The sequence below is a fragment of the Phycicoccus jejuensis genome (genome assembly GCF_044797865.1).
Lineage (GTDB): Bacteria > Actinomycetota > Actinomycetes > Actinomycetales > Dermatophilaceae > Phycicoccus > Phycicoccus jejuensis.
Genome location: NZ_CP085209.1, coordinates 3,664,361 through 3,686,324, shown reverse-complemented (window position 1 = coordinate 3,686,324; position 21,964 = coordinate 3,664,361). Strand labels below are relative to the sequence as shown.

The 21,964-nt window shown below is 71.4% G+C and carries 31 protein-coding genes and 1 pseudogene; 29 read left to right on the top strand and 3 right to left on the bottom strand.

Annotated elements, in window-relative coordinates:
• Positions 1–13: 13 nt before the first annotated feature.
• The gene (locus LG324_RS17565) at positions 14–946 is read left to right on the top strand and encodes an EamA family transporter (protein ID WP_404350029.1); all 933 of its coding nucleotides are present in this window, start codon (positions 14–16) and stop codon (positions 944–946) included.
• Here the strand turns inward: LG324_RS17565 and LG324_RS17560 are convergent.
• The 3 genes and pseudogenes from LG324_RS17560 to LG324_RS17550 form a co-directional block, all read right to left on the bottom strand.
• Complete coding sequence (locus tag LG324_RS17560) at positions 846–1,322, bottom strand: hypothetical protein (protein WP_404350027.1); 477 nt, start codon at positions 1,320–1,322, stop codon at positions 846–848. The genes LG324_RS17565 and LG324_RS17560 overlap by 101 nt on opposite strands.
• Positions 1,323–1,587: 265 nt before the next feature.
• Positions 1,588–1,905, bottom strand: a pseudogene (locus tag LG324_RS17555) (MFS transporter); the annotation flags it as partial.
• 32 nt (positions 1,906–1,937) lie between these two features.
• On the bottom strand, positions 1,938–2,462 hold the full coding sequence (locus LG324_RS17550) for an ArsR/SmtB family transcription factor (protein ID WP_404350025.1): 525 nt from the start codon (positions 2,460–2,462) through the stop codon (positions 1,938–1,940).
• A 424-nt stretch (positions 2,463–2,886) separates the two neighbouring features.
• On the opposite strand from LG324_RS17550, the gene rpsJ reads away from it, so the two are divergent.
• From rpsJ to meaB, 28 genes are all read left to right on the top strand, one after another.
• Complete coding sequence (gene rpsJ, locus LG324_RS17545; protein ID WP_012867945.1) at positions 2,887–3,195, top strand: 30S ribosomal protein S10; 309 nt, start codon at positions 2,887–2,889, stop codon at positions 3,193–3,195.
• Positions 3,196–3,203: 8 nt separating this feature from the next.
• Positions 3,204–3,857: a 50S ribosomal protein L3 gene (gene rplC / locus LG324_RS17540; RefSeq protein WP_030526830.1), complete on the top strand. Its 654-nt coding sequence runs from the start codon at positions 3,204–3,206 to the stop codon at positions 3,855–3,857.
• Between the two features lie 2 nt (positions 3,858–3,859).
• Positions 3,860–4,543 (top strand): 50S ribosomal protein L4, encoded by a 684-nt coding sequence (rplD, locus tag LG324_RS17535; protein WP_404350020.1) that lies wholly within the window; start codon positions 3,860–3,862, stop codon positions 4,541–4,543.
• Entirely contained in the window at positions 4,540–4,839 is a 300-nt protein-coding gene (gene rplW / locus LG324_RS17530) for a 50S ribosomal protein L23 (RefSeq protein WP_030526831.1), read from the top strand. Before rplD ends, rplW begins: the two co-directional genes overlap by 4 nt.
• 19 nt (positions 4,840–4,858) lie before the next feature.
• Entirely contained in the window at positions 4,859–5,695 is an 837-nt protein-coding gene (gene rplB / locus LG324_RS17525) for a 50S ribosomal protein L2 (protein ID WP_030526832.1), read from the top strand.
• Between the two features lie 15 nt (positions 5,696–5,710).
• Positions 5,711–5,992: a 30S ribosomal protein S19 gene (gene rpsS / locus LG324_RS17520; protein ID WP_030526833.1), complete on the top strand. Its 282-nt coding sequence runs from the start codon at positions 5,711–5,713 to the stop codon at positions 5,990–5,992.
• Positions 5,992–6,390, top strand: coding sequence for a 50S ribosomal protein L22 (rplV, locus tag LG324_RS17515; RefSeq protein ID WP_030526834.1), 399 nt, complete (start codon positions 5,992–5,994; stop codon positions 6,388–6,390). Before rpsS ends, rplV begins: the two co-directional genes overlap by 1 nt.
• Positions 6,390–7,187, top strand: coding sequence for a 30S ribosomal protein S3 (gene rpsC, locus LG324_RS17510; RefSeq protein WP_030526835.1), 798 nt, complete (start codon positions 6,390–6,392; stop codon positions 7,185–7,187). Before rplV ends, rpsC begins: the two co-directional genes overlap by 1 nt.
• A 3-nt stretch (positions 7,188–7,190) precedes the next feature.
• Entirely contained in the window at positions 7,191–7,610 is a 420-nt protein-coding gene (gene rplP / locus LG324_RS17505; RefSeq protein WP_030526836.1) for a 50S ribosomal protein L16, read from the top strand.
• Positions 7,610–7,846: a 50S ribosomal protein L29 gene (gene rpmC / locus LG324_RS17500; RefSeq protein ID WP_030526837.1), complete on the top strand. Its 237-nt coding sequence runs from the start codon at positions 7,610–7,612 to the stop codon at positions 7,844–7,846. The genes rplP and rpmC overlap by 1 nt, the downstream gene beginning before the upstream one ends.
• The gene (gene rpsQ / locus LG324_RS17495) at positions 7,843–8,130 is read left to right on the top strand and encodes a 30S ribosomal protein S17 (RefSeq protein WP_051750125.1); all 288 of its coding nucleotides are present in this window, start codon (positions 7,843–7,845) and stop codon (positions 8,128–8,130) included. The genes rpmC and rpsQ overlap by 4 nt, the downstream gene beginning before the upstream one ends.
• An 80-nt stretch (positions 8,131–8,210) precedes the next feature.
• Complete coding sequence (gene rplN, locus LG324_RS17490) at positions 8,211–8,579, top strand: 50S ribosomal protein L14 (RefSeq protein ID WP_030526839.1); 369 nt, start codon at positions 8,211–8,213, stop codon at positions 8,577–8,579.
• A gap of 3 nt (positions 8,580–8,582) precedes the next feature.
• The gene (gene rplX, locus LG324_RS17485) at positions 8,583–8,927 is read left to right on the top strand and encodes a 50S ribosomal protein L24 (RefSeq protein WP_030526840.1); all 345 of its coding nucleotides are present in this window, start codon (positions 8,583–8,585) and stop codon (positions 8,925–8,927) included.
• 5 nt (positions 8,928–8,932) lie between these two features.
• Positions 8,933–9,493, top strand: coding sequence for a 50S ribosomal protein L5 (gene rplE, locus LG324_RS17480; RefSeq protein ID WP_030526841.1), 561 nt, complete (start codon positions 8,933–8,935; stop codon positions 9,491–9,493).
• A gap of 1 nt (position 9,494) precedes the next feature.
• The gene (locus LG324_RS17475; RefSeq protein ID WP_030526842.1) at positions 9,495–9,680 is read left to right on the top strand and encodes a type Z 30S ribosomal protein S14; all 186 of its coding nucleotides are present in this window, start codon (positions 9,495–9,497) and stop codon (positions 9,678–9,680) included.
• 109 nt (positions 9,681–9,789) lie between these two features.
• The gene (gene rpsH / locus LG324_RS17470) at positions 9,790–10,188 is read left to right on the top strand and encodes a 30S ribosomal protein S8 (protein WP_030526843.1); all 399 of its coding nucleotides are present in this window, start codon (positions 9,790–9,792) and stop codon (positions 10,186–10,188) included.
• Between the two features lie 12 nt (positions 10,189–10,200).
• Positions 10,201–10,737: a 50S ribosomal protein L6 gene (rplF, locus tag LG324_RS17465; protein WP_030526844.1), complete on the top strand. Its 537-nt coding sequence runs from the start codon at positions 10,201–10,203 to the stop codon at positions 10,735–10,737.
• Positions 10,738–10,740: 3 nt separating this feature from the next.
• Entirely contained in the window at positions 10,741–11,115 is a 375-nt protein-coding gene (gene rplR / locus LG324_RS17460) for a 50S ribosomal protein L18 (protein ID WP_030526845.1), read from the top strand.
• Positions 11,116–11,161: 46 nt separating this feature from the next.
• Positions 11,162–11,803 carry a 30S ribosomal protein S5 gene (gene rpsE / locus LG324_RS17455; RefSeq protein WP_030526846.1) on the top strand — a complete coding sequence of 214 codons (642 nt, stop codon included), beginning with the start codon at positions 11,162–11,164 and terminating at the stop codon, positions 11,801–11,803.
• Positions 11,803–11,985, top strand: a complete 183-nt coding sequence (gene rpmD, locus LG324_RS17450; RefSeq protein ID WP_030526847.1) for a 50S ribosomal protein L30 — start codon at positions 11,803–11,805, stop codon at positions 11,983–11,985. The genes rpsE and rpmD overlap by 1 nt, the downstream gene beginning before the upstream one ends.
• 2 nt (positions 11,986–11,987) lie before the next feature.
• Positions 11,988–12,479: a 50S ribosomal protein L15 gene (rplO, locus tag LG324_RS17445; RefSeq protein ID WP_051750200.1), complete on the top strand. Its 492-nt coding sequence runs from the start codon at positions 11,988–11,990 to the stop codon at positions 12,477–12,479.
• A gap of 175 nt (positions 12,480–12,654) precedes the next feature.
• A complete protein-coding gene (gene secY / locus LG324_RS17440) occupies positions 12,655–13,968 on the top strand; it encodes a preprotein translocase subunit SecY (protein ID WP_030526849.1) in 1,314 nt (437 codons plus the stop codon).
• Positions 13,969–14,032: 64 nt separating this feature from the next.
• A complete protein-coding gene (locus tag LG324_RS17435) occupies positions 14,033–14,593 on the top strand; it encodes an adenylate kinase (protein ID WP_030526850.1) in 561 nt (186 codons plus the stop codon).
• A 212-nt stretch (positions 14,594–14,805) separates the two neighbouring features.
• Entirely contained in the window at positions 14,806–15,747 is a 942-nt protein-coding gene (locus tag LG324_RS17430; protein WP_404350006.1) for a DUF559 domain-containing protein, read from the top strand.
• A gap of 119 nt (positions 15,748–15,866) precedes the next feature.
• The gene (gene map / locus LG324_RS17425) at positions 15,867–16,721 is read left to right on the top strand and encodes a type I methionyl aminopeptidase (RefSeq protein ID WP_404350004.1); all 855 of its coding nucleotides are present in this window, start codon (positions 15,867–15,869) and stop codon (positions 16,719–16,721) included.
• A gap of 102 nt (positions 16,722–16,823) precedes the next feature.
• Positions 16,824–18,641 carry a methylmalonyl-CoA mutase subunit beta gene (locus LG324_RS17420; RefSeq protein WP_404350001.1) on the top strand — a complete coding sequence of 606 codons (1,818 nt, stop codon included), beginning with the start codon at positions 16,824–16,826 and terminating at the stop codon, positions 18,639–18,641.
• Positions 18,638–20,806 carry a methylmalonyl-CoA mutase gene (gene scpA / locus LG324_RS17415; RefSeq protein ID WP_404349999.1) on the top strand — a complete coding sequence of 723 codons (2,169 nt, stop codon included), beginning with the start codon at positions 18,638–18,640 and terminating at the stop codon, positions 20,804–20,806. The genes LG324_RS17420 and scpA overlap by 4 nt, the downstream gene beginning before the upstream one ends.
• Entirely contained in the window at positions 20,803–21,828 is a 1,026-nt protein-coding gene (meaB, locus tag LG324_RS17410) for a methylmalonyl Co-A mutase-associated GTPase MeaB (protein WP_404349998.1), read from the top strand. The genes scpA and meaB overlap by 4 nt, the downstream gene beginning before the upstream one ends.
• The last annotated feature ends 136 nt before the right edge of the window (positions 21,829–21,964 follow it).

Below are 21,964 nucleotides of genomic sequence, written 5' to 3'. Positions count from 1 at the left end.
CGAGGATGGGGGCATGCCGCTGCGCGACACGCTCTCCGCCGTCCTCGTCATGCTCGTCTGGGGGATGAACTTCGTCGTCATCGAGCGCGGGCTCGACGGTGTCCCGCCGCTGCTCTTCGTCGCACTCCGCTTCGCCGTCGTCCTCCTCGCCCTGCCCTTCGTCGCACGGCCCGACGCCCCGCTGCGGCGCGTGCTCGCCGTGGGCGCCTGCATGAGCCTGGGGCAGTTCGGCCTCCTGTACTCCGCCCTGGCCCTCGGCATGCCGCCGGGCCTGGCCTCGCTGGTGCTCCAGGCGCAGGCGGTCCTCACCGTCGGGCTCGCCGCCCTCGTCCTCGGCGAACGACCGCTGCGCGTGCAGCTGGCCGGTGTCGGGGTCGGCGCGCTCGGCCTCGGGGTGGTCGCGCTCGGGCGCGGTGGCAGCGTGCCCGTCGTCGCCCTCGTCGTCTGCGTCCTCGCGGCGCTGTCGTGGGCGACCGGCAACGTGCTCGTGCGCCGGCTCGGGGTGCCCGGCGGGCTGGGCCTCACGGTGTGGTCGGCGCTCGTCGTGCCGGTGCCCGCGCTCGGCCTCAGCCTCCTCGTCGACGGGCCGGCCGCGGTCGGCACGGCCCTGACCCACCTCTCGGCCGTCAACTGGCTCTCGACCGCCTACACCGCGGTGCTCGCGAGCCTCGTCGGCTACGGAATCTGGAACCGCCTCCTCGAGCGGCACCCGGCCTCGGACGTCGCGCCGTTCACGCTGCTCGTCCCGCCCATCGGCATCGCGACGGCGTGGGTCGCCGACGGCGAGGTCCCCACCGCGCTGGTCGTCGGCGGGGGCGTCCTGCTCGTGCTCGGCGTCGCGCTGGTCACCCTGGGGCCACGGTGGCGGGGTCGGCCGCGCCGTGGGGTGACGGCGCGCGTGGCAGGCGGCGCACGTCCGGTGACGCCAGCGTCGTCAGCGCGATGACGGCGACGGCGAGCCCGCCCGCGAGGACCACGGGGGCGAGGCCGAACCGCTCGGCGACCGGCCCGGCGACGAGCTGCCCGACGGGCACGAGCGCCATCGAGCCCAGCGCGTCGTAGGAGTAGGCCCGGGAGAGCTGGGCCGGCTCGACGTGCTCCTGCACGGCGAGGTTCCAGCCCATGCCGAACACCTCGAGCCCGACGCCGGCCACGACCGCGGCGAGCACGAGCAGCCAGGCCGGGGACCCCCCGCCGAGCAGGACGAGGGGGAGGCCGAGCAGGGCGACGGCCGGCATGCCGACCCGCCGCGGCCGGCCGAGCGGGACGCGCAGCAGGACGGCGGTCGCGACGAGCGCGCCGGCCGCCTCGGCCGACAGCACCCAGCCCCAGGCGGGTCGACCGACCGTGTCCTCGGCCAGGGCCGGACCGAGCGTCAGCCACGCACCGCCCCAGACCGCGTTGAGGAGCGCGAAGGCGGTGACGACGACCCACAGCCACGGGGTGCCCCGGAAGGTCTGCCACCCCTCGCGCAGGTCGCGGACGACCGAGGGGGGGAGGTCGGCGGGGCCGGCCGGGCCACGGCTCGGCGGGGACGAGGGTCGGCACCATGCCGGCCATCGCCGGGAAGCCCGTCCCGGACGCCGCGCCCTGGAGCGCCTGGAGGACGACGACGGGCCAGAGCTCGCGCACCCCGGCGAGGAGCAGCGCCGCCGTGAGCCCCTGCAGCAGCGCGCTCGCGAGGTTCGAGCCCTGGAGGACGAGCGAGCGGGGGAGCCGGTCGGCGAGCACGCCCCCGAAGAGCAGGAGCGCGGTCATCGGCACCACCCGTGCCGCGAGGACCTGGCCCAGGGCGGTGGCCGAGCCGCCGAGGTCGAGGACCGCGAAGGCGAGGGCGACGGTCGCGGCCGAGGTGCCGACGAGGTTCGCCGTCCGTGAGGCGAGGTACCACGAGAACCCGCGCACGCGCAGCGGCGCGAGGCCGGCGCCGTCGGCGTTCACCGTGGGTCCATCGCGAAGGCGAACAGCGAGAGGTTGACGAGCGTCGTGCCCTCCGCACGCGGCGCCCTCGCCCCGTCGTGCACGAGCGCCGCGGCCTCGAGCAGCAGCTCGCGGGCGCGCACCCACGTCTCCTCCTCGACCCACAGCTCGGCGTCGGTCACGATCCCGGGCAGGTCCCGGCGCCGGTCGCGGTAGCGACGCTGCAGCTCCTGGGTAACGGCGCGCACGACGAGCTCGGCCGCGCCGGGGTCCACCCCACCGGTCGACGCGCCGCCCGGGCGGTCCTCCTCCCGCCAGGGGTGGCGGTAGCGGACGGCACGGCCGCCGCGGATGCTCTCCTCCCCGGCGACGACGAGCTCGCCCGCGTCGCGCAGGAGGCGCAGGTGGTAGGAGGCGTTGGCGTGCGTGAGCCCCAGCTCCCGGGCGACGTCCGCCGCGGAGAGGGCGCTGCCGGTGAGCAGGGACAGGATGCGCAGCCGCGTCGGGTGGGCGAGGGCCCGCAGGTGGCCGGGGTCGGTCATCACTACCTCCAAAGGGTTCTTGGGCAGTGGGACACCGCGGCGCACGAAGTGTCAAAGAGTTCTTGGGGAGTCCTCGACGCGCCACGGCGGCGGGGGTGCCGGGGGAGGGGGCCCCGGCGGTGTAGCGGCCGATTTGGTCAGGCGCGAGGGCTCTGGCAGACTAGCCGGGTTGCTTGGCGTGCCCCCGCGTCCCAGACCGGGACCGGGAGCCCACCGCGACGAGGTACTGAACCGCCGGACGGCGGGGCGGCTCGTCGGCGAAGAGCCAGGCCCGGTTCCACCGGACAGCCGGACCCACGGACGAACGCGAGAGATCGCCTGCGCCCGAACTGCGGAACAAGGGCGACACGCCCGACCGCGGGGGTCGGAGGTCCACGGGCCGGCACTTTGACAGATGGACGGCGAGAGAGAGACGGAACAACAGATGGCGGGACAGAAGATCCGCATCCGGTTGAAGTCGTATGACCACGAGGTCATCGACAGCTCGGCGCGCAAGATCGTCGACACCGTGACCCGCGCGGGTGCGACCGTGGTTGGCCCCGTGCCGCTGCCGACGGAGAAGAACGTCTTCTGCGTCATCCGGTCGCCGCACAAGTACAAGGACAGCCGCGAGCACTTCGAGATGCGCACGCACAAGCGCCTCATCGACATCATCGACCCGACGCCGAAGGCCGTCGACTCGCTGATGCGTCTCGACCTCCCGGCTGACGTCAACATCGAGATCAAGCTCTGAGGCTCGCGATGACTACTGCCACGAAGACCCAGAAGGGTCTGCTGGGCACCAAGCTCGGCATGACCCAGGTGTGGGACGAGAACAACCGACTCGTGCCCGTCACCGTGATCCAGGCCGGCCCGAACGTCGTGACCCAGGTCCGCGCGGCCGACGTCGACGGCTACGCGGCCGTCCAGCTCGGCTACGGCGCCATCGACCCCCGCAAGGTCACCAAGCCGCTGGCCGGCCACTTCGAGAAGGCCGGCGTGACCCCGCGCCGCTTCCTCATCGAGATCCGCACCGCCGACGCGGGCGAGTACTCGCTCGGCCAGGAGCTCGGCGCCGACACCTTCGAGTCCGGCTCCTCGGTCGACATCAGCGCGACCACCAAGGGCAAGGGCTTCGCCGGTGTCATGAAGCGTCACGGCTTCCACGGCGTCAGCTCCTCGCACGGTGCGCACAAGAACCACCGCAAGCCCGGCTCCATCGGTGGCTGCGCCACCCCGGGCCGCGTGTTCAAGGGCATGCGCATGGCCGGCCGCATGGGCGGCGTGCGCCACACCACGCAGAACCTCACGATCCACGCCGTGGACGCCGACAAGGGCCTGCTGCTCGTCAAGGGCGCCGTCCCCGGTCCCCGCGGTGCGGTCGTCCTCGTCCGCTCGGCCGCGAAGGGGGCCTGACCATGGCTACCACGACGCTCGACGTCACCCTCCCCTCGGAGATCTTCGACGTCCAGACCAACGTCCCGCTGATCCACCAGGTCGTCGTCGCGCAGCTCGCGGCGGCCCGTCAGGGCACGCACGCCACCAAGACCCGCGGCGACGTCCGCGGCGGTGGCAAGAAGCCCTACCGCCAGAAGGGCACCGGCCGGGCCCGCCAGGGCTCGACCCGTGCGCCGCAGTTCGCCGGCGGTGGCACCGTGCACGGCCCGCAGCCGCGTGACTACAACCAGCGCACCCCCAAGAAGATGAAGGCCGCCGCCCTGCGCGGTGCCCTCTCCGACCGGGCGCGCCACGGCCGCATCCACGTCGTCGAGTCCATCGCCACCGGCGAGGCCCCCTCGACCAAGGACGCCAAGGCCCTGTTCGCCGGTCTCACCGAGCGCCCGAACCTGCTCGTCGTCCTCGACCGCAGCGACATCGTGTCGCTGAAGTCGGTGCGCAACCTCGCCGAGGTCCACGTGCTCGCGGTCGACCAGCTCAACACCTACGACGTGCTCTGCGCCGACGACGTCGTCTTCACCCAGGCCGCCTACGAGGCGTTCACCGGTGAGACCGTCGCCGCCGCGAAGCCCGCCAAGAAGGCCGCGGCGAAGAAGGCTCCGGCCAAGAAGACCGCCGAGGCCGATGTGGAGGACGAGAAGTGAGCCAGGGCAAGAACCCCCGCGACATCCTGATCGCGCCGGTCGTGTCCGAGAAGTCGTACGGCCTCCTCGACGAGGGCAAGTACACCTTCCTCGTCGACCCGCGGTCGAACAAGACCGAGATCAAGATCGCCGTCGAGGAGATCTTCAAGGTCAAGGTCGACTCCGTGCACACGATGAACCGCCAGGGCAAGTCCCGTCGCACGCGGTTCGGCACCGGCAAGCGCAAGGACACCAAGCGCGCGATCGTCACCCTCCGCGAGGGCTCGATCGACATCTTCGGCAGCGCCGGCGCCTGAGGAAGCTGAGGACTACACCATGGGTATCCGCAAGTACAAGCCGACGACGCCGGGGCGTCGCGGGTCGAGCGTGGCCGACTTCGTCGAGGTCACCCGCTCCACCCCCGAGAAGTCCCTCGTCCGTCCGCTGACCAAGAGCGGTGGTCGCAACAGCAACGGCCGCATCACCACCCGTCACATCGGTGGTGGCCACAAGCGCGCTTACCGCGTCATCGACTTCCGTCGCCACGACAAGGACGGCGTGCCGGCCAAGGTCGCTCACATCGAGTACGACCCCAACCGCACCGCCCGCATCGCGCTGCTGCACTACGCGGACGGCGAGAAGCGCTACATCCTGGCCCCCAAGGGCCTCGAGCAGGGCGCGACGATCGAGAACGGCCCCTCGGCCGACATCAAGCCGGGCAACACGCTGCCGCTGCGCAACATCCCGACCGGTACGGTCATCCACGCCGTCGAGCTGAAGCCCGGTGGCGGCGCGAAGATCGCCCGCTCCGCCGGTGTGCGCGTGCAGCTCGTCGCCAAGGACGGCCCCTACGCGCAGCTGCGCATGCCGTCCGGTGAGATCCGCAACGTCGACGTGCGCTGCCGCGCCACCGTCGGCGAGGTCGGCAACGCCGAGCAGTCGAACATCAACTGGGGCAAGGCCGGCCGCATGCGCTGGAAGGGCAAGCGCCCGACCGTCCGTGGTGTCGTCATGAACCCGGTCGACCACCCGCACGGTGGTGGCGAGGGCCGCACCTCCGGTGGTCGTCACCCGGTGAGCCCCTGGGGCCAGCCCGAGGGCCGCACCCGCCGCCCCGGCAAGCCCAGCGACAAGCTCATCGTGCGTCGCCGTCGTACTGGCAAGAAGCGCTGATAAGGAGCCTGTGGAATGCCTCGTAGCCTGAAGAAGGGCCCCTTCATCGACGACCACCTTCAGAAGAAGGTGGATGTCCAGAACGAAGCGGGCACCAAGAACGTCATCAAGACCTGGTCGCGCCGTTCGGTCATCAGCCCGGACATGCTCGGCCACACCTTCGCCGTCCACGACGGCCGCAAGCACGCCCCGGTGTTCGTCACCGAGGCGATGGTCGGCCACAAGCTCGGCGAGTTCGCACCGACCCGCACCTTCAAGGGTCACGTGAAGGACGACAAGAAGGGGCGTCGTCGCTGATGGCCACCGACAACACCACGCTGGAGTCGCGGGCGACCGCCCGCCACACCCGGATCACGCCGATGAAGGCGCGTCGCGTCGTCGACCTCATCCGCGGCAAGGCTGCGCCCGACGCCGTGTCGGTCCTGCGCTTCGCGCCCCAGGCGGCGAGCGAGCAGGTCCTCAAGGTCCTCGAGTCCGCGATCGCCAACGCCCGCGTCCGCGCCGACAAGACGGCCGAGCGGTTCGACGAGCGCGAGCTCGTCGTCTCCGCGGCCTTCGTCGACGAGGGCCCGACCATGAAGCGGTTCCGTCCGCGCGCCCAGGGCCGCGCCGGCCGCATCAACAAGCGCACGAGCCACATCACGGTGGTCGTCGCTCCCAAGCCCGCCAAGACCACGAACGGAGGCACCCGCTGATGGGTCAGAAGGTCAACCCGCACGGCTTCCGTCTCGGGATCACGACGGAGCACAAGAGCCGTTGGTTCGCCGACTCCACCAAGGAGGGTCAGCGTTACCGCGACTACGTCAAGGAGGACGTGGCGATCCGCAAGCTCATGTCCACGGGCATGGACCGCGCCGGTATCGCCCGTGTCGACATCGAGCGCACGCGTGACCGCGTCCGCGTCGACATCCACACCGCCCGCCCGGGCATCGTCATCGGCCGCCGCGGCGCCGAGGCCGACCGCATCCGCGGTGAGCTCGAGAAGCTCACGGGCAAGCAGGTGCAGCTGAACATCCTCGAGGTCAAGAACCCCGAGCAGGAGGCCCAGCTCGTCGCGCAGGGCATCGCCGAGCAGCTGTCGGCCCGTGTCTCGTTCCGTCGCGCCATGCGCAAGGGCATGCAGTCCGCCACCCGCGCCGGCGCCAAGGGCATCCGCGTGCAGGTCTCCGGCCGCCTCGGCGGCGCGGAGATGAGCCGCACCGAGTTCTACCGCGAGGGTCGCGTGCCGCTGCACACCCTCCGCGCGCAGATCGACTACGGCCTGTACGAGGCCAAGACCACGTTCGGGCGCATCGGCGTCAAGGTGTGGATCTACAAGGGCGACATGACCGCTCGCGAGCTCGCGGCACAGCAGGCCACGGCTCCGCGCCAGGGTCGCGGCCCGCGTCGTGACGGCGCGGACCGCCCGGCCCGCGCCCGTCGCACCGAGGCCCCCGCCGCCCAGGCCCAGCAGGAGCAGGCCCCGGCCGCTCCGAGCACCGAGGAGTCCTGACCCATGTTGATTCCCCGTCGAGTCAAGCACCGCAAGCAGCACCACCCGGGTCGCTCGGGTATGGCCAAGGGCGGTACGACCATCGCGTTCGGTGACTACGGCATCCAGGCCCTCGAGCCCGCCTACGTCACCAACCGCCAGATCGAGTCCGCGCGTATCGCGATGACCCGGTACATCAAGCGTGGCGGAAAGGTCTGGATCAACATCTACCCGGACCGCCCGCTGACCAAGAAGCCGGCCGAGACCCGCATGGGCTCCGGCAAGGGGTCCCCCGAGTGGTGGATCGCCAACGTCAAGCCGGGTCGGATCATGTTCGAGCTCTCCGGTGTCCCGGAGGACGTCGCGCGCGAGGCCCTGCGTCTCGCGATGCACAAGCTGCCGATGAAGTGCCGCTTCGTCCGGCGTGAGGGTGGTGACTTCTGATGGCAGTCGGTTCCAAGGACCTGAGCCCCAAGGAGATGCGGGGCTTCGACGACGAGCGTCTCGTCGACGAGCTGCGCAAGGCCAAGGAGGAGCTGTTCAACCTCCGCTTCCAGTCCGCCACCGGGCAGCTGGACAACCACGGTCGGCTCCGCGCCGTCCGCAAGGACATCGCCCGGATCTACACCGAGATGCGTGAGCGTGAGCTCGGCATCGGCGTGAAGGGTGAGGCCAAGTGAGCGAGAAGAAGGACGAGACCGTGACCACCGTCAGCCGCAACGACCGCAAGACCCGCCAGGGCTACGTGGTGAGCGACAAGATGGACAAGACCGTCGTCGTCGAGGTCGAGGACCGCGTCAAGCACGCGCTCTACGGCAAGGTCATGCGCCGCTCGAGCAAGGTCAAGGCCCACGACGAGGCCAACGCCGCCGGCATCGGCGACCGCGTCCTCATCATGGAGACCCGGCCGCTGTCCGCGACGAAGCGCTGGCGCGTCGTCGAGATCCTCGAGAAGGCCAAGTAAGCCTCTGCCGCAAGGCAATCCAGTCAGTTCGGCCAGGCTCGCCCCCGGCGAGAACCAGCACGACGAGTAGGAGTTAGACAGTGATCCAGCAGGAGTCGCGACTGCGTGTCGCCGACAACACCGGTGCGAAGGAGATCCTCTGCATCCGTGTTCTCGGTGGTTCCGGTCGCCGGTACGCCGGCATCGGCGACACCATCGTCGCCACCGTCAAGGACGCGATCCCGGGCGGCAACGTGAAGAAGGGCGACGTCGTCAAGGCCGTCATCGTCCGGACGCGCAAGGAGCGCCGTCGTCCCGACGGTTCCTACATCCGCTTCGACGAGAACGCCGCGGTCATCCTCCGCAACGACGGTGACCCCCGTGGCACGCGCATCTTCGGCCCGGTCGGGCGCGAGCTGCGCGAGAAGAAGTTCATGAAGATCATCAGCCTGGCCCCGGAGGTGCTCTGAACCATGGCCTCGAAGATCAAGAAGGGCGACACCGTCCAGGTGCTCGCCGGCAAGGACAAGGGCCAGACCGGCAAGGTCATCGCGGTCAACCGCGAGACCGGCCGCGTCACGGTCGAGGGTGTCAACCGGGTGACCCGGCACACCAAGGCCGGCGAGTCGACCCGGGGCAGCCGCACCGGTGGCCTCGTCGTCCAGGAGGCGCCGATCCACGTGAGCAACGTGGCCATCGTCGACCCCTCGGACAAGAAGCCCACCCGGATCAAGACCCGCGTCGAGACCGTCGAGCGTGACGGCCGTCAGAAGACGAGCCGTGTCCGCGTCGGCGCGCGCTCGGGCAAGGACCTGTGAGAGAGATGGCCGAGACCGCTACCAAGCCCCGCCTCAAGGCGCGCTACCAGGACGAGATCAAGGGCGCCCTGCGTGACCAGTTCGGCTACGCCAACGTCATGCAGGTCCCGGGTGTCGTCAAGGTCGTCGTCAACATGGGTGTCGGCGACGCCGCCAAGGACAGCAAGCTCATCGAGGGTGCCGTCCGCGACCTCACCGCCATCACCGGCCAGAAGCCGGTCGTGACGAAGGCCCGCAAGTCCATCGCCCAGTTCAAGCTGCGTGAGGGCATGCCGATCGGCACGCACACCACGCTGCGCGGCGACCGGATGTGGGAGTTCCTCGACCGGCTCGTCACCATCGCGCTGCCGCGCATCCGCGACTTCCGCGGCCTCTCGCCGAAGCAGTTCGACGGCCGCGGCAACTACACCTTCGGCCTCACGGAGCAGTCGATGTTCCACGAGATCGACCAGGACAAGATCGACCGCGTCCGCGGCATGGACATCACGGTCGTCACCACGGCGACGAACGACGACGAGGGACGCGCGCTGCTCAAGGCGCTCGGCTTCCCGTTCAAGGAGAACTGACATGGCCAAGACCGCCCTGGTCAACAAGGCGAACAAGAAGCCGAAGTTCGCGGTCCGCGGCTACACGCGGTGCCAGCGCTGCGGGCGCCCGCACTCGGTCTACCGCAAGTTCGGCCTGTGCCGGATCTGCCTGCGGGAGATGGCCCACGCGGGCGAGCTCCCCGGTGTGACCAAGTCCAGCTGGTAAGTCCTCACCTCCGCCGCCCCCGGGCGGCACCCCATCCACAGACCATCTACATCGCAGGTCCGCCGGGATCCCCGGCAGAAACCACGGTGAGAGAGGGCGGAGAAGCCCAATGACCATGACCGACCCGATCGCGGACATGCTGACCCGCGTCCGGAACGCCAACTCGGCGCACAAGGACGCAGTCTCCATGCCGTTCTCGAAGCTCAAGAGCCACGTCGCCGAGATCCTCGAGGCCGAGGGTTACATCGCCGGCTGGTCCGTCGAGGACGCCGAGGTGGGCAAGACCCTCACGGTGAACCTCAAGTACGGCCCCAACCGTGAGCGTTCCATCGCCGGCCTGCGCCGCGTGAGCAAGCCCGGGCTGCGCGTGTACGCCAAGTCCACCAACCTTCCCAAGGTGCTCGGTGGTCTCGGTGTCGCGATCATCTCGACGTCGTCCGGCCTGCTGACCGACCGTCAGGCCGCCAACAAGGGTGTGGGTGGGGAAGTCCTCGCCTACGTCTGGTAAGGGGTAGCAGACATGTCTCGAATCGGACGTCTCCCCGTCACCGTCCCCTCGGGTGTCGACGTGACCGTCTCCGGTCAGCACGTCACCGTGAAGGGCCCGAAGGGCGAGCTCTCGCACACCGTCGCCGAGCCGATCACCGTCGAGCAGACCGACGGCGTGCTCGAGGTCAAGCGCCCCGACGACGAGCGCACCTCGCGCTCGCTCCACGGCCTGACCCGCTCGCTCATCAACAACATGGTCCTCGGTGTCACCGAGGGCTACGAGAAGAAGCTCGAGATCCACGGCACCGGTTACCGCGTGCTGGCCAAGGGCTCGAACCTCGAGTTCGCCCTCGGGTACTCGCACTCGATCACCGTCGAGCCGCCGGCCGGCATCACCTTCGCGGTGGAGAACCAGACCCGGTTCTCGGTCCAGGGCATCGACAAGCAGCTCGTCGGCGAGGTCGCCGCGAACATCCGCAAGCTCCGCAAGCCCGACCCGTACAAGGGCAAGGGCGTCCGCTACGCGGGCGAGCAGATCCGCCGCAAGGTCGGAAAGGCTGGTAAGTAACCGATGGCCATGATCGTCAAGCGCGCCAAGGGCAAGACGGCCGCGCGCACGCGCCGTCACACCCGACTCCGCAAGCTGGTCACCGGCACCGCCGTCCGGCCCCGGCTCGTCGTCTCGCGCTCCTCGCGCCACGTCTTCGTCCAGGTCGTCGACGACACCGTCGGCAAGACCGTCGCGTCGGCGTCGACCATGGAGGCCGACGTGCGTGCCCTCGAGGGCGACAAGCGCGAGAAGGCCAAGAAGGTCGGCGAGCTCGTCGCCTCGCGCGCCAAGGCCGCGGGTGTCGAGGCCGTCGTGTTCGACCGTGGTGGCAACAAGTACCACGGTCGCGTCGCCGCCATCGCGGACGGCGCTCGGGAAGGCGGGCTGGCCCTGTGACCCACGCTGCTCGTACCACCACGAACGTCGAGAAGAGGAACATCTGATGCCAGGACCCCAGCGTCGAGGCACCGGGACCGGCGGCGCCGAGCGCGGCGACCGTCGTGGAGGCCGCGACGACCGTCGCGGCGGCCGTGACTCCCGCGAGGCCGAGAAGAACCAGTACCTCGAGCGCGTCGTGACCATCAACCGCGTCGCCAAGGTCGTCAAGGGTGGCCGCCGCTTCAGCTTCACCGCGCTCGTCGTCGTCGGCGACGGCGACGGCACCGTGGGCGTCGGCTACGGCAAGGCCAAGGAGGTGCCCGCGGCGATCGCCAAGGGTGTCGAGGAGGCGAAGAAGAACTTCTTCCGCGTCCCGCGCATCCAGGGCACCATCCCCCACCCCGTCCAGGGTGAGGCCGCCGCCGGTGTCGTCATGCTCCGCCCCGCCAGCCCCGGTACCGGTGTCATCGCCGGTGGCCCGGTGCGTGCGGTGCTCGAGTGCGCCGGCATCCACGACGTGCTGTCCAAGAGCCTCGGCTCGGACAACGCGATCAACATCGTGCACGCGGCCGTCGAGGCCCTGCGCGGCCTGGAGCGCCCGGAGGCCGTCGCGGCCCGCCGTGGCCTCCCGGTCGACCAGGTCGCCCCCGCCGCGATGCTCCGCGCCCAGGCCGCCGGCCTGGCCGAGGCGAAGGCCGGTGCGTGATGGGACGGCTCAAGGTGACCCAGACCCGTTCCGGGATCGGGGGCAAGCAGAACCAGCGTGAGACGCTGCGCACCCTCGGTCTGAAGCGCATCGGCGACGTCGTCGTCAAGGAGGACCGCCCGGAGATCCGTGGCATGGTCCGGACGGTGACGCACCTCGTCGCCGTCGAGGAGGTTGAGTGATCATGGCCGACACCACGAAGGCCGCCAAGGCCGCGGCGTCCGAGGGCGCCTCGGCGCTCAAGGTCCACCACCTGCGTCCGGCGCCCGGCGCCAAGCAGGCCAAGATCCGCGTCGGTCGCGGTGAGGGTGGCAAGCGCGGGAAGACCGCGGGTCGCGGTACCAAGGGCACCAAGGCCCGGTACCAGGTGCCTGCCGGCTTCCAGGGCGGCACCACGCCGCTGCACATGCGGTTCCCGAAGCTCCGCGGCTTCAAGAACCCGTTCAAGACGGAGTACCAGGTCGTCAACCTCGACTGGCTGAACACGCACTACCCGCAGGGTGGCGACGTGACGGTCGAGGACCTGGTCGCCAAGGGCGCCGTCCGCGACGGGCACCTCGTGAAGGTGCTCGGCAGCGGCGAGATCACGTCGGCCGTCAACGTCACGGCCCACGCGTTCTCCGGCAGCGCCAAGGAGAAGATCGAGGCGGCAGGCGGCTCGGCGACGACCGCCTGACGCCCCCGCATGACCGCGTGTCGCAGGGCCGGCTCCGGGACATCCCCCGGAGCCGGCCCTGCCGCGCGTTCACCCCACCCGTGCATCCCGGCCCCCGCCGGGTCACCGGGTATGTTGTGACGGATCGCTGACCGACGCGGCCACCACCTTCCGGCCGCCACCTACGGAGGACCCTGTGCTCACCGCCTTCGGCCGCGCGTTCAAGACGCCCGACCTGCGCAGGAAGCTGCTGTTCACGCTGTTCATCATCGTGCTCTTCCGGCTCGGCTCGCACGTGCCGACCCCCGGGGTCAGCTACCCGCTCGTCCAGCGCTGCATCGCCGGCGCCGACAACAGCAACCAGCTGCTGGGGCTGATCAACCTCTTCAGCGGGGGCGCGCTCCTCCAGCTGTCGATCTTCGCGCTGGGGATCATGCCGTACATCACGGCCAGCATCATCATCCAGCTGCTGACGGTGGTCATCCCACGGTTCGAGGCCCTCAAGAAGGAGGGCCAGGCCGGGCAGACGAAGATGACGCAGTACACGCGCTACCTGACGATCGGTCTCGCGATCCTCCAGAGCTCGACGCTCATCACCTTCGCGCAGAACCCGCAGACGCTGTTCAACAACCCGTCGTGCACGAACATCCTGTCCGACAGCTCGGTCGTGACGATCCTCATCATGGTCCTCACGATGACCGCCGGGACCGGCGTCATCATGTGGATGGGCGAGCTCGTCACCGACAAGGGCGTCGGCAACGGCATGTCGCTCCTCATCTTCACCTCGATCGCCGCGCAGTTCCCGACCTCGCTGTGGGACATCCAGCAGCGCAGCGGCTGGGGCGTATTCCTCCTCGTCATCCTCCTGGGCCTGGTCGTCATCGCCCTCGTCGTCTTCGTCGAGCAGAGCCAGCGGCGCATCCCGGTCCAGTACGCCAAGCGGATGGTCGGGCGCCGCGTCTACGGCGGCACCTCGACGTACATCCCGCTCAAGGTCAACATGGCCGGCGTCATCCCGGTCATCTTCGCGAGCTCGCTGCTGACGCTGCCCACGCTCGTCGCGCAGTTCAACCAGGGCCCCAACGGCGTCAACCCGGGCTGGGTCGACTGGATCCAGAGCTACCTGACCCGCGGCGACCACCCCATCTACATGGCGCTCTACACCGCGCTCATCCTGTTCTTCACGTTCTTCTACGTGTCGATCACGTTCAACCCCACCGAGGTCGCCGACAACATGAAGAAGTACGGCGGCTTCATCCCGGGTATCCGTGCCGGGCGACCCACGGCCGAGTACCTCAACTACGTCCTGACCCGGATCACCGTGCCCGGCGCGATCTACCTCGCGCTCATCTCGCTCCTCCCGCTCGTCGCGCTGGTCCTCGTCAACGCCAACCAGAACTTCCCGTTCGGTGGCACGTCGATCCTCATCATCGTCGGTGTCGGACTCGAGACCGTGAAGCAGATCGAGGCCCAGCTGCAGCAGCGTCACTACGAAGGGTTCCTCCGTTGATGACACCCCACGAAGTTCTCCCTCCGCTCCGCTCCCCCCGATACGTCGCGGGGTCCCCGTCATGATGCGCTTGATCATCCTGGGTCCGCCCGGTGCCGGTAAGGGCACGCAGGCCTCCCGCATCGCCGAGCACTTCGGCATCCCCGCCATCTCCACCGGCGACATCTTCCGCGCCAACATCAAGAACGAGACCGAGCTCGGGCAGCAGGTCAAGGCGATCCTCGCCGCCGGCGGCTACGTCTCGGACGAGATCACCAACGCCATCGTCGAGGACCGCCTCGGCCAGGACGACTGCGCACGGGGCTTCCTGCTCGACGGCTACCCGCGCACCCTCGCCCAGGTCGAGGCCCTCGACGGGATGCTCGCCGCGTCCGGCGGCTCCCTCGACCGCGTGCTCGAGCTGACCGTCGACGACGACGTCGTCGTGGGCCGGCTCCTCAAGCGCGCCGAGATCGAGGGTCGCGCCGACGACACCGAGGAGGTCATCCGCGAGCGGATGGCCATCTACCACCGCGAGACCAAGCCGCTGTCCGACACCTACCGGGAGCGTGGCCTCCTCGTCGAGGTCGACGGCGACGGCGAGGTCGACGCGGTGACGGAGCGGATCACCTCCGCCCTCGCCTGACCCCCGTCACGCAGGAGCTCCCGCGGCACCTGGAACCACCCCGGAGCCGCGGGAGCTCCTGCGTTCGGCCTTGTCACGGTCCAGCCCTCTCACCCGTCGAGTGAACAGAACACGCCGTCCGAGCCCATGTGCAGACGGCGTGTTCTGTTCACTCGACGGGGTGCTGTGGAGAAGTTCGCGGTCGTGCCGCCGGATTTCGGCACCCTTCGGGCATGGAGCCCGCGTCCCTGCCTGCCGCCCTCGTGGGTGGTCCGTTCAGCACCGCGGCCGCGCGCGAGGCCGGAGTCACGCCGGCGCGCCTGCGGCGGGGCGACCTCGTGCATCCCACTCGTGGTGTCCACGCGCGGGCGGTGCCCGTCGGTCTCGTCGACCGGGCTGCTGCGTTCGCCGTCGGACTGCCGAGCGACCGTGCCTACTCCCACGTCACGGCCGCGGCCCTTCTCGGCATCCCACTGCCGTCACGTCTCGAAGCCCTGGCCCTCGAAGGCCCGCTGCACGTCATTGCTCCCACTGCTGACGGACAGGCGCGACGTCGTGGCTGCCTCGGCCACCGTGGCCTGGAGTCCAGACGCCTCGCGGTCGTGCACGGGGTGACGGTGGTGGCGCCGGAAGAGACGTGGTGCGACCTCGGTGAGCTGGGTCGGCGGCACCTCACCGTGGACGACCTGGTCGTGGCGGGCGACGCCGTCGTCGCGTCGGTGACGACCGGGACCAGGGACGCGCAGTGGATGCTGCGGCAGCCACTGGAGCAGCGGGTGCGCCCGCGCGGGAAGGTGATGCTGCTGCAGGCGCTCGAGGACGTGAGGCCGGGGGTCAGGTCTCCGATGGAGAGCCGCGCCCGCCTGATGTTCGCGCGGGCCGGCTTCCCGGAGCCGGAGGTCAACGCCGACATCGTCGACCGGGCCGGGGAGTGGTTGGCCGAGGGAGACCTCGTGTGGCGGGAGTCCCGGGTCGTCGGCGAGTACCAGGGGGCGCACCACGCGAGCAGGCGGCGTCGGAGCATGGACGCCTCCCGTCGTGCGGCGCTCGAGGACGAGGGGTGGTCGGTGCTGGAGATCTGGGCGGAGGACGTCCAGGTCGGCGGGCGACGCACGGCGTGCCTCCTGCGCTTCGTCCGCGCTCTCGGGCTCGACCCGCGCGGTCTGGCCATCTGACCCGTCGAGTGAACAGAACACGCCGTCCGAGGCGGGGTGCCGACGGCGTGTTCTGTTCACTCGACGGGTGGAGGTGCGCGATTCCGGGGGTGCGGCGGGGCGCGGGTAGGGTTCGCGCCATGGGTTTGTTCAGCCGTGACCGCGTCGAGGGCAAGACCCCGGAGCAGCTCGCGAAGATGCGGACGGCCGGCCTGCTCGTCGCCCGCACCCTCGAGCTCGTCAGCGCGCAGGTCCGCCCGGGGATGACGACGCTCGACCTCGACGCCCTCGCCGAGGTGCACATCCGCGACCACGGGGGCATCCCCAACTTCCAGCTCGTCCCCGGCTACCGCCACACGCTCTGCACGAGCGTCAACGACGAGATCGTCCACGGCATCCCGCGCGGCCGCGTGCTCGAGGCCGGCGACCTGCTCTCGGTCGACTGCGGCGCCGAGGTCGACGGCTGGAACGGCGACGCCGCGCTCACCCTCGTCGTCGGCGGCCGCGAGGCCGGGCGCCCCGAGGACCTCGAGCTGAGCGACGACACCGAGACCTCGCTCTGGGCCGGCATCGCCGCGCTGCGGGTCGGCCGCCCGCTCTACGACGTCGGCGCCGCCGTCGAGGACTCGCTGACCACCTCCGGTGACGCCCGCGGCCGCGAGTACGGCATCGTCGAGGACTACGTCGGCCACGGCATCGGCACCTCGATGCACATGGACCCGCAGGTCCCGAACTACCGGGTCGACGGCCGCAGCCCGTCCGTCGTCGACGGGATGACGATCTGCATCGAGCCGATGGTGACCCTCGGCGACCAGGACAACACGGTGCTCGAGGACGAGTGGACCGTCGTCACCCGCGACGGCTCGCGCGCCGCCCACTGGGAGCACTCCGTCGCCGTCACGGCGGCCGGCACCTGCGTCCTCACGGCCCTCGACGGCGGCCGCGAGCGGCTCGCCGCGCTGCGCGTCCCCTTCGCCGACATCACGCCCGCCTGACGGCGCTCGGACCGGGCGCCGGGTGACCGACGTCTCGGTGAGCCGGACCCTGCCGCTGGCTAGGGTGGAGGTGGAGCAGACCACCGACCCCAGGAGTGCCCGATGACGACGTCGTCGCCTCCGCAGGGCCACCTGCCGCTCGCCGAGGGGTTCGACCCCCGCACGCGCGAGGACTGGCAGCGGCTCGTCGCGGACGTGCTGGACAAGCGCCGGACCGACGACGTGCGGACCGAGCCGGAGGCAGCCGAGGCGGCGCTCGTCACGGCGCTCGACGGCGGGCTCACGACGGCCGGTCTCTACCTCCGCGAGGACCGCCCGCTCGGGGTGCCCGGGGCGATGCCCTTCACCCGCGGGCGCGTCCTGCGCGAGGCCACCCTGCCGTGGGACGTCCGTCAGCTGCACGACGACCCGGATGCCGCGCGCAGCCGCACGGGCGTCCTCGACGACCTCGAGCACGGCGTCACCTCGGTGTGGGTGCACGTCGGTGACGACGGCGTCGCGCCCGCGGACCTCGCCGAGGTCCTGGCCGACGTCCGGCTCGACCTCGCACCGGTCGTCGTCTCGTCGGCCACCGACCAGCCCGGCGCCGCCCGGGCGCTGCTCGACGTCGTCGGCGACAGTGGGTCCGTCGGCGGCAACCTCGGCCTCGACCCGGTCGGCGCGGCCCTGCGCACCGGCACCGCCCCGGACCTCGAGCCGATGGCCGGCCTCGTCGCCGCGCTCGACGGCCGCGACGGCTGGCGCGCCGTCACCGTCGACGCGCGCGTGCTGCACGACGCCGGGGCCAGCGAGGTCGACGCCCTCGCGGTGGCCCTCGCGACCGGCGTCGAGTACCTGCGCCACCTCGAGCAGGCCGGCATCGACGTGGCAACAGCGTTCCGGCACATCGAGTTCCGCGTCAGCGCCACCGCCGACCAGTTCCTCACCGCCGCCGTCCTGCGTGCGCTCCGCCGGACCTGGGCGCGCATCGGCGAGGCGGTCGGTGTGCCCGAGGCCGACCGCGGCGCCCGCACCCACGCGGTGACGAGCCTGCGGATGGCCACCCGCGAGGACCCGTTCGTCAACGTCCTGCGCAACACCCTCGCGACCTTCGGCGCCTCGATCGGCGGCGCCGACGCCATCACGGTGCTGCCTCACGACACGGTGGCCGGTCTGCCGGAACGGTTCTCGCGCAGGCTCGCCCGCAACACGCAGATCCTCCTCGCCGACGAGTCCAACGTCGGCCGGGTCACCGACCCCGGTGGCGGCTCGTGGTACCTCGAGTCGCTGACCGACGAGGTGGCCGAGCGCGTCTGGGCCCGCTTCCAGGAGGTCGAGCGCGCCGGGGGAGTGCTCGCCGCCCTGCGCGACGGGCTTTTGCGCGAGTGGGTCGACGCCGCCACGGCCGAGCGCGACCCGCTCCTCGCCACCCGTCGCCGTCCCATCACCGGCGTCTCGATGTTCCCCAACCTCGCCGACACGGCGCCCGAGCGGCGCCCCCGCGCCGGGCTCGCGACGTCCGACGGCGCCTTCGTCCCGCGCCGCGACGCCGCCGTCTTCGAGGCGCTGCGCGACCGCGCCCGCACGCTCGACGCCCCGCAGGTCACCGTCCGGACGCTCGGCGCCCAGCGCGACTTCGGCGCTCGGCAGGGCTTCGTCCTCAACCTCCTCGCGGCCGGCGGCCTCGCGGCCACCGACGAGGTCGGCCCGGTGGCCGTCCTCGCGAGCAGCCGCGAGCAGTACGTCACGCACGGCGCCGAGGCCGTCGCGGAGCTGCGGGCCGCCGGCGCCGAGCGCGTCCTGCTCGCCGGCCGCGCCCGCGAGCTCGGCGACGACGCCGGCCTCGTCGACGGCGAGGTGTACGACGGGATGGACGTCGTCGCCCTGCTCACCGACCTGCTCGACCGGCTCGGCGCCCCGACCGAGGGAGAGACCCGATGACGACCGTCCCCGACTTCACCGGCCTCGACCTCGGCCCCGCGACCCCGCCGGACGGAGCCACCGCCCCGGCGACCCCGGCCGACGCCCCCGCCTGGACCACCCCCGAGGGCATCGAGGTCCCGCCGCTCTACACCGAGCACGACCTCGAGGGCCTCGACTTCCTCGACACCGTGCCCGGCGCCCCGCCGTTCCTGCGCGGCCCCTACCCGACGATGTACACGACCCAGCCGTGGACGATCCGCCAGTACGCCGGCTTCAGCACGGCCGAGGAGTCGAACGCGTTCTACCGGCGCAACCTCGCCGCCGGCCAGAAGGGCCTGAGCGTCGCGTTCGACCTCGCGACCCACCGCGGCTACGACTCCGACCACCCCCGCGTCGCCGGCGACGTCGGGATGGCCGGCGTCGCCATCGACTCCATCTACGACATGCGCACCCTCTTCGACGGCATCCCGCTGGACCGGATGTCGGTGTCCATGACGATGAACGGCGCCGTCGTGCCGGTCCTCGCGCTCTACGTCGTCGCGGCCGAGGAGCAGGGGGTGAAGGCGGAGCAGCTGACCGGGACCATCCAGAACGACATCCTCAAGGAGTTCATGGTCCGCAACACCTACATCTACCCGCCCGAGCCCTCGATGCGGATCATCAGCGACATCTTCGCCTTCACGAGCCAGGAGATGCCGCGCTTCAACTCGATCTCGATCTCCGGGTACCACATGCAGGAGGCCGGGGCGACGCAGGACCTCGAGCTCGCGTACACCCTCGCCGACGGCGTCGAGTACCTGCGCGCGGGGCAGGCGGTCGGCCTCGAGGTCGACCGGTTCGCGCCCCGGCTGTCGTTCTTCTGGGCGATCGGGATGAACTTCTACATGGAGGTCGCGAAGATGCGGGCCGCGCGCCTGCTCTGGGCGCGGCTCGTGCGCGAGCAGGGGGCGACCAACCCGAAGTCGCTCAGCCTGCGCACCCACAGCCAGACCTCCGGCTGGAGCCTCACGGCGCAGGACGTCTTCAACAACGTCGTGCGCACCTGCGTCGAGGCGATGGCCGCGACGCAGGGGCACACGCAGTCCCTCCACACCAACGCCCTCGACGAGGCGATCGCGCTGCCGACGGACTTCTCGGCCCGGATCGCGCGCAACACCCAGCTCGTGCTCCAGCAGGAGTCCGGCACGACCCGCACGATCGACCCGTGGGGCGGCTCGGCCTACGTCGAGCGGCTGACCCGCGACCTCGCCGAGCGCGCGTGGCAGCACATCGAGGAGGTCGAGGCGGCCGGCGGGATGGCCAAGGCGATCGAGGCCGGCATCCCGAAGATGCGCATCGAGGAGGCGGCCGCCCGCACCCAGGCGCGCATCGACTCCGGGCACCAGCCGGTCATCGGCGTCAACACCTACCCCGTCGACGAGGACGAGCCGATCGAGGTGCTCAAGGTCGACAACGCCGCCGTGCGCGCCAGCCAGGTCGCCAAGCTCGAGCGGCTGCGCGCCGAGCGCGACGAGGACGCCTGCCGCGCCGCGCTCGCCCGGATGACCGAGGCCGCCCGGGCCGGCTCCGACGGGACGATGGCGACCAACCTCCTGGCGCTCGCCATCGAGGCGGCCCGTGCCAAGGCCACGGTCGGCGAGATGTCGCTCGCGATGGAGGAGGCGTTCGGTCGCTACACCGCCCAGATCCGTACGATCGGGGGCGTGTACAGCGCCGAGGCGGGGGAGGACGCGACCGTCCGCGAGGCCCAGGCCGCCGTCGAGGAGTTCGAGGAGGAGCAGGGCCGCCGCCCGCGCATCCTCGTCGCGAAGATGGGCCAGGACGGCCACGACCGCGGCCAGAAGGTCATCGCCACCGCGTTCGCCGACCTCGGGTTCGACGTCGACGTGGGCCCGCTCTTCCAGACGCCGGAGGAGGTCGCCCGGCAGGCCGTCGAGGCCGACGTCCACGTCGTCGGCGTCAGCTCGCTCGCGGCCGGCCACCTGACCCTCGTCCCGGCGCTGCGCGCCGCCCTGGACGACCTCGGTCGCGACGACCTGATGATCGTCGTCGGCGGCGTCATCCCCGACCAGGACCACGAGGCCCTGCGCGCGGCCGGCGCCGACGCGATCTACCCCCCGGGCACCGTCATCAGCAAGGCGGCCGTCGCCCTCGTCCACGAGCTGCGCGAGCGGCTCGGGTGAAGCCCGTCGACGTCGACGACCTCGTCGCCGGCGTGCGGGAGGGCTCGCGCCAGCACGTGGCGCGGGCCATCACCCTGCTCGAGTCGCGGCGCCCGGACCACCGCGAGAGCGCCCGGGCGCTGCTCGGCGCCCTCGCGGACCGCACCGGGGGAGCGGTCCGGGTCGGCATCAGCGGGGTCCCCGGCGCCGGCAAGTCGACGTTCATCGACGCCCTCGGCGTGCGGCTCGTCGAGCAGGGGCACCGGGTCGCGGTCGTCGCGGTCGACCCCAGCTCCCGGCGCACCGGCGGCTCCATCCTCGGCGACCGCACGCGGATGGCGCGGCTGGCCGCCTCCGACGACGCGTTCGTGCGCCCGAGCCCCTCGGGCCGCCACCTCGGCGGCGTCGCCCGGGCCACCCGCGAGTCGATGCTCGTGCTCGAGGCGGCGGGCTTCGACGTCGTCGTCGTCGAGACGGTCGGGGTGGGGCAGAACGAGATCGCGGTGTCCGAGATGGTCGACACCTTCCTTCTGCTCACCCTCGCCCGCGCCGGCGACCAGCTGCAGGGCATCAAGCGCGGCATCCTCGAGCTCGCCGACGTCATCGCGGTCAACAAGGCCGACGGCGACGGCGAGCTCCCGGCCCGGGCCGCGGCGCGCGAGCTCATGGGTGCGATGCGCCTGATGATGCCCGGCCGCGACGTACGCCGCCCCCCGGTGCTCACCTGCTCGGCCCTCACCGGCGCGGGGCTGGACGAGGTGTGGCAGGCGGTGCTCGAGCACCGCGCCCACCTCGAGGAGCGGCACTCGCTGGCCGCCCGCCGGGCGCAGCAGCAGCAGGACTGGATGTGGGCGCTCGTCGACGCCGAGCTGACCGACGGCGTGCGGTCCGCGCCGGCGGTGCAGGCCGAGCGCGCGGCCATCGAGGAGGCCGTGCGCGCCGGGACGACGAGTGCGGTCGAGGGCGCCGCCCGCGTGCTCTCCCTGTACGCCGCGCAGCTGCGCGCCGCCGAGGACCCGCCCACGGCTCGTCCGAACGGCTGATGGCGGCCCGGCCGGTCGTCCGTGACCGCGGGGCCGAAAAGGCACGCGGGACGCGTGGGGTTGGTGGGTCGTTGACAAAGAGGGCAGAGTCGTCCTCGCACCCCGGTGACGCCGGACCTCGAGTCCAGGCCCCTGT